The organism is Devosia sp., assembly GCF_034675085.1.
GTDB lineage: Bacteria > Pseudomonadota > Alphaproteobacteria > Rhizobiales > Devosiaceae > Devosia.
Genome location: NZ_JAUCDN010000131.1, coordinates 1 through 8,668, shown reverse-complemented (window position 1 = coordinate 8,668; position 8,668 = coordinate 1). Strand labels below are relative to the sequence as shown.

The window sequence follows — 8,668 nt, the reverse complement described above, 5'->3', positions numbered from 1 at the left end:
GGGGCTTGCGCCGCTTCGCTCACGGCATTCATCCTTGAAAATGAAAACGTGTTCATTTTCTTGCCCGCCATGAAGTGACTGTCAAGCGGGCTTCGCCACACCCCACTGCAATCGATATGGAAAATGTCGCAGCTTTGTTGCAAAAGCAGGCTATTCTGCCGCTGCACCCGAGGGCGCCGTTTCGTCATCGAATTCTCCGCATTGACGAAAAATGAAAACGTGTTCATCTTGATGGGGCCTGCGCATGGAATTGCCCAGCGACGGGCCAAACCGGCTACCGGAGAATTCGGAGCCAAATCCTGGGAGGTATTGCTATGAGCAATCGTCTGCGCAGTCTTGCGCTTGGTCTTGTCGGCGCATCCGCCATGGCGGTGCCGGCCTTCGCCGTCGATATCGACATCACCTGTCGCTGCGTCATTGGCGGGGTGAACAGCGCCACCGCCGAATGGCTGGAAAAAAGCGTCATTCCCGCCTTCGAAGCGGCCAATCCCGACATCAACGTCACGCTGAACCAGTTCGGCGGCGAGGATGCCCAGCTCACCCAGCAGCTGGCTTTGGATTTCTCTACCGGCGCGGGCCCCGACATTTCGGGCTTTGACGGCTTCCTCATCCCCTCCTTTGCCGAGGGCGGGCTGCTCAAGTCGCTCGACGAGATGATCGGGGAACCCTATGCGAAGTGGGAAGGCTGGGATCACATCTCCCCCGGCATCCGCTCCATCCTGTCCTATCAGGGCCAGACCTATGGCGTGGGCCTGGGCACTGACGTGCGCATGATCTTCGTGCGCTCCGACCTGCTGGAGAAAGCCGGCATCGACGCCGCCTCCTGGCAGCCGACCTCCTGGGCCGACGTGCTCGACGCCGCCCGCAAGCTCAAGGCGGCGGGCGTTGAATCCCCGTTCCAGCTCAATGCCGGCGTCGCCATGGGCGAAGCCACCACCATGCAGGGCTACTGGATGGCCCTTCTGGGCACGGGCGAAGGCGTCACCGATGCGGACGGCAAGTATATCGTCTCCAGCCAGGGCATCCTGGACACCCTCAACCTCTACAAGACCATCTATGTCGATGAGGGCCTGGGCGACCAGCGCGCCCAGTTGCTGGCCGATGGCCGCAACCGCAGCTTCGCCAATTTCCGTGACGGCAAGACCGCCATGCTGGTCGAGGGCGACTGGTTCTATCGCTCGGTCACCGCGCCCGGCGCCGAATTCGAGGTCAAGGACCGCGATACGGTGATGAGCTGGAAGAAGATGCCGGCCGAAAACCCCGGCGAGGGCATTCGCGGGCAGGACTTCGTCTCCATCTCGGGCGGCACGGGTTACGTCATCAATCCCAATACCGCAAACCCGCAGGAAGCCTGGAAATTCCTCTCCTTCATGATGAGCAAGGACCAGATGACGGCGTTCCAGGACTTCCAGCCGGGCATCCGCTCGCGCTCGGACGTTCCGATCCCGAACAATCCGTTCCTGACCGAAACCAGCCAGGCGCTGCTGCCGATCACCACGGCCCGTCCCAATGACGCCCATTACAACGCGGTCAGCCAGGAAATCCAGCGCATGACCGAAGCGGTGGTCTCGGGCGAACTCAGCCCCGAAGAAGCCATGGCCCAGTACAAGACCGCCGTCACCGCCATCGTCGGCGCCGACAACACGGTCAGCCTGCTCTAGGCTCCCTGCCCCGCCCGGCGCGCTCCGGCGTGCCGGGATTTCGGGGAAAGGCCACCAACGCCCACGGTGTTATCCCGGCCCTGAGCCGGGATGACATCGGGGACCGGGCCGATGAGCCGACAGCGCATCGGACTGAACGTGCGGAGCGGTTTTCGGATCAATCCGATACGCTCTCGCAGACACCCCCTCCTTTCAAGGAGCCAGACCCTCCATGACCACCGAACCGCTCGCCGCCAGACCCAAAAAGGTCCGCAATTTCGCCCTGCTCTCCAATCGGGCCGGCGGAGCCTTCCTGCTGCCGGCGGGGCTGCTGGTTTCGGTCTTCGTCATCTTCCCCTTCTTCTGGGTGATCTTCGTTTCCTTCACCAACCGGACCCTTTTGGGCCGCACCGCGCTCAACCCCGAATTTGTCGGGCTGGCCAACTATCTGACGCTGTTCGATCCGGCGACCTTCTTCCAGCGCGGCCAGTTCGGCTTTTCACTCATCCTGACCACCCAGTTCGTGCTCTGCTCGGCGCTGCTCGGCCAGGCGCTGCTGGGCCTGGTGCTGGCCTGGCTGATCCAGACCGTGCCGCCGGCCGTCAAGCGCATGGTGGAAACCTTCGTCATCGGCGCCTGGATCCTGCCCGAGGTCGTCATCGGCTTTGCCTGGTTCGCCTTTCTCGACCGCGACGCCGGCACGCTCAACATGCTGCTGAAAAGCGTCGGCCTTCCGCCCGGCGATTTCCTGCTCCAGCACCCCTTCTGGGTCATCGTGGTGTTCAACACCTGGCGCGGCGCCGCCTTTTCGATGATGCTGTTCAACTCGGCCTTCGCCTCCATTCCGCCGAGCTATTTCCAGGCCGCGGACGTGGCCGGCGCCTCCTCGTTCCAGAAATTCCGCGATATCGGCCTGCCACTCATCCGGGGGCATATCGTCACCGACCTGATCCTGATCACCATGTGGACGTTCAACGTCTTCACCCCGTTCCTTCTGACCAATGGCGGGCCCAGCTACCGCACGGAACTGGTCTCCATCTACAATTACCGCGTCGCCTTCCAGGACTTCCAGTTCGGCAAGGGCGCGGCGGTGGGGGTGATCATGATGCTCATCAACCTGGCCTTCGCGCTGGTCTATCTCAGCATTGGCAAGAAAAAAGCCGCGCAGAGCTGAGGAGCCCATCATGAAGAAGATTTCATTTCCCGCCCTTTTCAGCCGCATCGCCTTTTCGGGGCTTGCCGCGATCATCGGCGCCGCCTTCGCCCTGCCGCTGGTGTGGTTCCTGTTCGCGCCGTTCAATGCCCGCGCCGAATTGGGCCTGGCGCTGCCCGATCCCTGGACGCTGTCCAATTTCGCCACCGTGTTCGGCAATGGCTTTGCCATGCAGGCCCTGTGGAACAGCCTCATCCAGGCCGTTGGCGGGGTGATCCTGGTGGGCGCCGCCGCCACGCTGGCCGCCTATGCGCTTTCGCGCTCATCCCTTCCGGCAAAAGGCGCGGTCACCTATATCCTGCTGCTGTTTTCCTCGGTCGTCTCGGGCACGGCGGCGATGGTGCCCATTTTCCTGATCGTCTCGGCGGCGGGGCTGATGGATACCCATATCGCCGTCATCCTCACCTTCGCGGGCGGATTGCTGCCCACCGCCATGTTCATCCTGCGCGACTTCATCGACGGCATTCCCAAATCCTACGAGGAAAGCGCCATGGTCGCCGGGGCCTCGCCGGTGCAGGCCTTTTTCGATGTGGCCCTGCCCGTCATCCGTCCGGGCATCGTGGTGGTGGTGGTCTGGGCCTTCGTCAACATCTGGGGCTCGTTCCTCATTCCCTTCATCCTGCTCCGCTCGAGCCAGAACATGCCGGCGGCAGTGGCCATCTATTCCTTCTATTCGGAGGCCGGCACGCCGGTGGTGACGCTGCTGGCAGCCTATTCCCTCATCTATTCCCTGCCGGTCATCGGGCTCTATCTCTTCGTCAGCTGGAAGTTCGGCTTCCGGTTCTTTGGCGGCATCAAGGCTTAAATCCATGGCATCTGTTGAATTCAGGAACGTCACCAAGAGCTTCGGCGACTTCAAGGCGGTCGCCGATGTGAGCTTCGACATCGCGAACGGCGAGTTCGTGTGCCTGCTCGGCCCCTCGGGCTGCGGCAAGACCACCTCGCTGCGCATGATGGCGGGGCTCGAAACCCCCAGTTCCGGGCAGATCCTCATCGGCGGGGAAGAGGTGACCCATCTCCACCCCAAGGACCGCAACATCGCCATGGTGTTCCAGGATTACGCGCTCTATCCGCATATGAACCTGGCCGACAACATCGCCTATCCGCTCAAGGTGCGGGGCGAGGCCGTGGCGAAGCGCCATGCCCGCGCCAAGGAAGTGGCCGACGTGCTCAAGATCGGCCATTTGATGGACCGCCTGCCCAGCCAGATTTCCGGCGGCCAGCAGCAGCGCACCTCGCTGGCCCGGGCGCTGGTCTATCCGGCCCGGATCTATCTCTTCGACGAGCCGCTTTCCAATCTCGACGCCAAGCTGCGGCTCGAAGCCCGAGGCTTTCTCAACCATCTCCAGCGCGACATGGGCATGACGGCGGTCTATGTCACCCACGACCAGGCCGAGGCCATGGCGCTGGCCACCCGCATCGCCGTGATGGATCAGGGCCGCATCGTGCAGTTCGCCTCGCCCATCGAGATCTACCGGCGTCCAGCCACCACCTTCGTCGCCAATTTCGTCGGCAATCCGCCGATGAACCTCATCGCCGTCGAGGGCACGCAGGCCGATGGCCAGCTCCGGCTTGTTGCCGAAGGCGCCAATATCGGCGCCCTGCCCATGACCGACGCCATCGGCAAGGCGCTGGCCGCCGGCTCCGCCCTTACCCTGGGCGTGCGGCCCGAACACCTGTTCATCGCCGAGGCCGGTGCGGCCAACAGCGTCACCGCGCCGCTTTTCGCCAATGAGAACATGGGCCCCGAAAGCCTCGTCACCATAGATCGCGGCGAGGGCGCGCGCGTCACCGCCCGCATCTTCATCGATGAGCATCTGGACCTGGGGGAAACGGTGACGCTCGGCTTCGCCCCCGAGCATATTCACCTCTTCGACCACACCGGAAAGCGCATCCCGGCGGCGGGGGAATAGGCCTCTCTTCCCCTCTCCCCTTGCGGGAGAGGGACAGATTTTCTGCGTTCAGCAGAAAATCAGGGTGAGGGGTTCTCTCCACACGCACAGCACTTGTGGAAGCCCCCAACCCCTCATCCGCCCCTTCGGGGCACCTTCTCCCACAAGGGGAGAAGGAAGCAAGGGTATCGACTGGCAATGACCACCATCACCACCCATATCACCCGCGCCGACCAGGCCAAAAACCCCTATTTCTACATTCCCTTCACCGTGCCCCCCGGCACCACCCGCATCGATGTCAGCCTCGCCTACCCAAAGGCCGAGGATTGCATCATCGATCTGGGCGCCTTCGATCCGCGCGATACGGGTTATCCCAGCAAAGAGGGGTTTCGCGGCTGGAGCGGTGGCGCGCGCGACCGCTTCTTCATCGCCACCGACGACGCCACGCCGGGCTATGTGCATGGTCCGATCCAGCCGGGTGACTGGACTGTCATTCTCGGCCTCTACAAGATTCCCGAAGCCGGAGCCCAGGCCAGCGTCACCATCACCCTCGATGACGCCCCGCGCGCCCTCGCCCCGCAGCCGGCCCGCACCTTTCCGGTGCGCCAGCAGGCCGGCTGGTACAAGGGGGATCTGCATTGCCACACCTTTCATTCCGATGCGCGCGGCGCGCCGGAATTGCTGCATGCCGCCGCGCGGCAGGCCGGGCTCGACTTCCTTGCCGTGGCCGATCACAACACCATCACTCAGCGGCGCTATTTCCATCCCAATTCCTCGCCCGACCTGATCTTCGTGCGCGCCATGGAGGTGACCACCGCCATCGGCCATGCCAATGTCTATGGCGTCGATGACTGGATCGACTTCCGCATGACGAAGGGGGCTGACGCCCATGTGCTGGCCGGGCTGGTGCATGAAAAGGGCGGCCTGCTTTCGATCAATCACGACAAGCCCACCATTCCCTGGGACTATGATTTCCCCGAGGCGGACTGCCAGGAAGTCTGGCAATCCACCTGGCTGGCCTGGAACTGGGTGTCGCTGGAGCGCTATCAGGCGCGGCTTGCCTCGGGGCTGAAGCTCTCGGCCATTGGCGGCTCGGATTTCCACCAGCCCGACCGGTTGCTGCCCGAAGGCCCGCTGGTTCTGGCCCGGCCCACCACCGTGCTTTTTCTCCCCGAACTGTCCGAGGACGCCATCCTGGCCGCGATGAAATCGGGCCATGGCTACATCACCGAAAGCCCCACCGGGCCGCATCTGGAGATGCGCGCCGGCGACACGCCGATGGGTGGCGCGGTAGCGGCGCTTTCGCAGGTGGAGCTGCATGTGCGCGGCGCGGCGGGCGACATTCTGGCTCTCATCGACGCCGACGGCACCCGCTCGGAAACCGTGATCGCCGGCGAGGACTGGCAGGCGAGCCTGCCCGTCGCCGCGCCGCAAAAATTCCTGCGCGCTGAGATCGTCGCCGGCGCCAGCCGCGACCGGCTCGTGGCCGAATTCACCGCCGCGCTGGAGGGGCGCGAGCTGCCCTGGCAGCTCAGGAATCTCGACCTTGCCACCCAGCCCATCCGCCGCGCGCTGGGCAATCCCATCTATATCAGGTCCTGACCCATGCTTATCGGCAACGCGCCCTGTTCCTGGGGCATCGCCTATCCCACCGGCAACCGCTATGGCTGGGAGCAATATCTCGACGAGGTCGCCGCGGCGGGCTATCGCGGCACCGAATTGGGCCCCTTCGGCTATTTTCCCAAGGATGCCGCCCGGCTGCGCGATGAATTGGCAAAGCGCGACCTCACCCTGATCGGGGCCACCCATGTGCATACGCTGGGCGACGCCGCCAGCGCCGGGGCCTTCCTCGCCACGCTGGACGATCTGTCCCGGCTGCTGGTCGAGCTGGGTGCGCGCCATCTGGTCATCATGGACGAGAGCAATTTCTATCCCGCCGGCCGCGAAGGCGTGCTCGACGAGGAGGGCTGGCGCGGGCTCGTCGTCATGGTGCGGGCGGCGCAGGCGCGGGTCGAGGGCGAGCACGGGCTCAAGCTCAGCTTCCACCCCCATGTCGGCACCGCCGTCGAAAGGGAAGCCCAGATCGACCGCCTGCTCGGTGAGACCGATATCGATCTCTGCTTCGATACCGGCCACCATGCCTTCTGGGGCCAGGACCCGCTGGCCTATATGGAAAAAGTCTTTCCCCGCATCGCCTATATGCATCTCAAGAATGTCGATCCCGGGGTGCGCGCCCGCGTGCTGGGCGGCGAACTCTCCATCGCCGCCTCCTATGGCGAAGGCGTCATGTGCCCGCTGCCCGATGGCGCGGTGGATATCAGGGCGGTGATGGCTCTCTTGGCGGCGCGCCATTTTTCCGGCCCGGTGGTGGTCGAGCAGGACGTTGCGGCCAATGCCAGCGAAACCCCGCTGCAACTGGCGGCGCGCAACCTGGCCTTCATGCGCGATATTTCCGCCTGACGCCGCCCCGCGCCAATCCAATCATAACCTTAGGATTATACCTCGCCCCGGCGAATTCATTTCCGGCCGGGGTTCCAATCTGACACAAATCAGGGCATCGACCGGCAAACGGTCATGCTGGCGGACCCGCCGCCATTGGGAGGAAACGATGAACAAGCTGCTTCTGGCACCCTTGGCCGTGGCTCTTTTGAGCGGCACGGCCTTTGCCGACACCATCAAGATCGGCGTGGTCGGCCCCTTCTCGGGCCCGGCGGCCCTGCAAGGGCGCAATTTCCAGGCCGGGATCGACGCCTGGCTGGCGCTCAACGGCTCCCAGGTGGCCGGGCATGATCTGGAAATCGTCTATCGCGACCTGCCGGCGGCCGATCCGGCGCAGTCCGCCGCCCTGACCCAGGAGCTGGTGGTGGGCGAGGGCGTGCAATATCTGGCCGGCTATTATTACACCCCCGACGCCATGGCCGCCGCCCCGATCCTGGAAGAGGCCAATGTGCCCATGGTGGTGTTCAACGCCGCCACCTCGGCCATCGTCAATGCCAGCCCCTATGTGGTGCGCACCTCGTTCACCACCTGGCAGACCTCGACGCCCATGGCGTCGGTCGCCCGCGAGCGCGGCATCGACAAGGTCATCACCGTGGTGTCCGATTACGGCCCCGGCATCGATTCGGAAAATGCCTTCGTCGCCGGCTTCACCGGGGCGGGCGGGGAGATCGTCGAATCCATCCGCATGCCGATGAACACCAATGATTTCAGCCCGATCATGCAGCGCATCAAGGATTCGGGGGCAGAGGCGGTCTTCGCTTTCCTGCCCGCCGGCCCCGCCACGCTGGGCTTCATGCAGTCCTATGTCGAAAACGGCCTCAAAAGCGCCGGCGTCGCCCTGCTTGCCCCCGGCGATCTGACCCAGGAGCCGGACCTGTTCGCCCTGGGCGACAATGCCCTGGGGGTGCTGACCACCTTCCACTACGCCGTCAGCCATGATTCCCCGGAAAACCACGCCTTTGTCGCCGCCGCCTCCAAGGCGCTGGGCAGCGCCGCCGATCTCAGCTTCCCCGCCGTGGGCGCCTTTGACGGCATGTATGTGATTTCCAGGATGATCGAGGCCACCGGCGGCCAGCAGGATGCGGCCAAGGCCGTCGAAGCGGTCAAGGGCCTGGCCTGGACCAGCCCGCGCGGCCCGGTTTCCATCAACCCCGAAAACCGGCACATGACACAGAACATCTATCTGCGCGAAGTGGCCCAGGTGGACGGGCAATATATCAACAAGGAAATCCAGACCTTCGAGAACCAGGGCGACCCCGGCTGGAAGGCGCCCTGATCCCAAGGGGCGGGCATCGCGTATGAGGCATGATCTCACCGCCCCCACCAGCCGGCACCTCCCCCTTGATGGGGGAGGCTGGGAGGGGGTGCAGGGAGCCCCGATACCGGGGCCAAACGTCCCCCTCCCTTGATCCCTCCCCACAGGG

At 64.3% G+C, this 8,668-nt stretch carries 8 protein-coding genes; 7 read left to right on the top strand and 1 reads right to left on the bottom strand.

The annotated features are described in order from the left end of the window. The coding region (locus VDP82_RS09890; protein WP_323014683.1) for a hypothetical protein at window positions 1–227 on the bottom strand (227 nt) is incomplete at its 3' end. Window positions 228–314: 87 nt separating this feature from the next. Between VDP82_RS09890 and VDP82_RS09885 the strand changes: the two genes are divergently transcribed. The 7 genes from VDP82_RS09885 to VDP82_RS09855 all read left to right on the top strand — a co-directional run bounded on the left by VDP82_RS09885 (window position 315) and on the right by VDP82_RS09855 (window position 8,520). Continuing rightward, the gene (locus tag VDP82_RS09885) at window positions 315–1,661 is read left to right on the top strand and encodes an extracellular solute-binding protein (protein WP_323014682.1); all 1,347 of its coding nucleotides are present in this window, start codon (window positions 315–317) and stop codon (window positions 1,659–1,661) included. A 211-nt stretch (window positions 1,662–1,872) separates the two neighbouring features. Then, the gene (locus VDP82_RS09880) at window positions 1,873–2,814 is read left to right on the top strand and encodes a carbohydrate ABC transporter permease (protein ID WP_323014681.1); all 942 of its coding nucleotides are present in this window, start codon (window positions 1,873–1,875) and stop codon (window positions 2,812–2,814) included. 10 nt (window positions 2,815–2,824) lie between these two features. Continuing rightward, window positions 2,825–3,658 carry a carbohydrate ABC transporter permease gene (locus VDP82_RS09875; RefSeq protein ID WP_323014680.1) on the top strand — a complete coding sequence of 278 codons (834 nt, stop codon included), beginning with the start codon at window positions 2,825–2,827 and terminating at the stop codon, window positions 3,656–3,658. Between the two features lie 4 nt (window positions 3,659–3,662). Continuing rightward, entirely contained in the window at window positions 3,663–4,766 is a 1,104-nt protein-coding gene (locus VDP82_RS09870; RefSeq protein ID WP_323014679.1) for an ABC transporter ATP-binding protein, read from the top strand. 177 nt (window positions 4,767–4,943) lie between these two features. Beyond that, on the top strand, window positions 4,944–6,347 hold the full coding sequence (locus VDP82_RS09865; protein WP_323014678.1) for a CehA/McbA family metallohydrolase: 1,404 nt from the start codon (window positions 4,944–4,946) through the stop codon (window positions 6,345–6,347). Window positions 6,348–6,350: 3 nt separating this feature from the next. Next, window positions 6,351–7,205 (top strand): sugar phosphate isomerase/epimerase, encoded by an 855-nt coding sequence (locus VDP82_RS09860; RefSeq protein WP_323014677.1) that lies wholly within the window; start codon window positions 6,351–6,353, stop codon window positions 7,203–7,205. Window positions 7,206–7,353: 148 nt separating this feature from the next. Further along, complete coding sequence (locus VDP82_RS09855; RefSeq protein ID WP_323014676.1) at window positions 7,354–8,520, top strand: ABC transporter substrate-binding protein; 1,167 nt, start codon at window positions 7,354–7,356, stop codon at window positions 8,518–8,520. Window positions 8,521–8,668: the final 148 nt, after the last annotated feature.

Bases quoted from the DNA above. Each gene is read 5' to 3' on its own strand.
- VDP82_RS09885 (WP_323014682.1), top strand. From the start codon at position 315: ATGAGCAATCGTCTGCGCAGTCTTGCGCTTGGTCTTGTCGGCGCATCC.
- VDP82_RS09880 (WP_323014681.1), top strand. From the start codon at position 1,873: ATGACCACCGAACCGCTCGCCGCCAGACCCAAAAAGGTCCGCAATTTC.
- VDP82_RS09875 (WP_323014680.1), top strand. From the start codon at position 2,825: ATGAAGAAGATTTCATTTCCCGCCCTTTTCAGCCGCATCGCCTTTTCG.
- VDP82_RS09870 (WP_323014679.1), top strand. From the start codon at position 3,663: ATGGCATCTGTTGAATTCAGGAACGTCACCAAGAGCTTCGGCGACTTC.
- VDP82_RS09865 (WP_323014678.1), top strand. From the start codon at position 4,944: ATGACCACCATCACCACCCATATCACCCGCGCCGACCAGGCCAAAAAC.
- VDP82_RS09860 (WP_323014677.1), top strand. From the start codon at position 6,351: ATGCTTATCGGCAACGCGCCCTGTTCCTGGGGCATCGCCTATCCCACC.
- VDP82_RS09855 (WP_323014676.1), top strand. From the start codon at position 7,354: ATGAACAAGCTGCTTCTGGCACCCTTGGCCGTGGCTCTTTTGAGCGGC.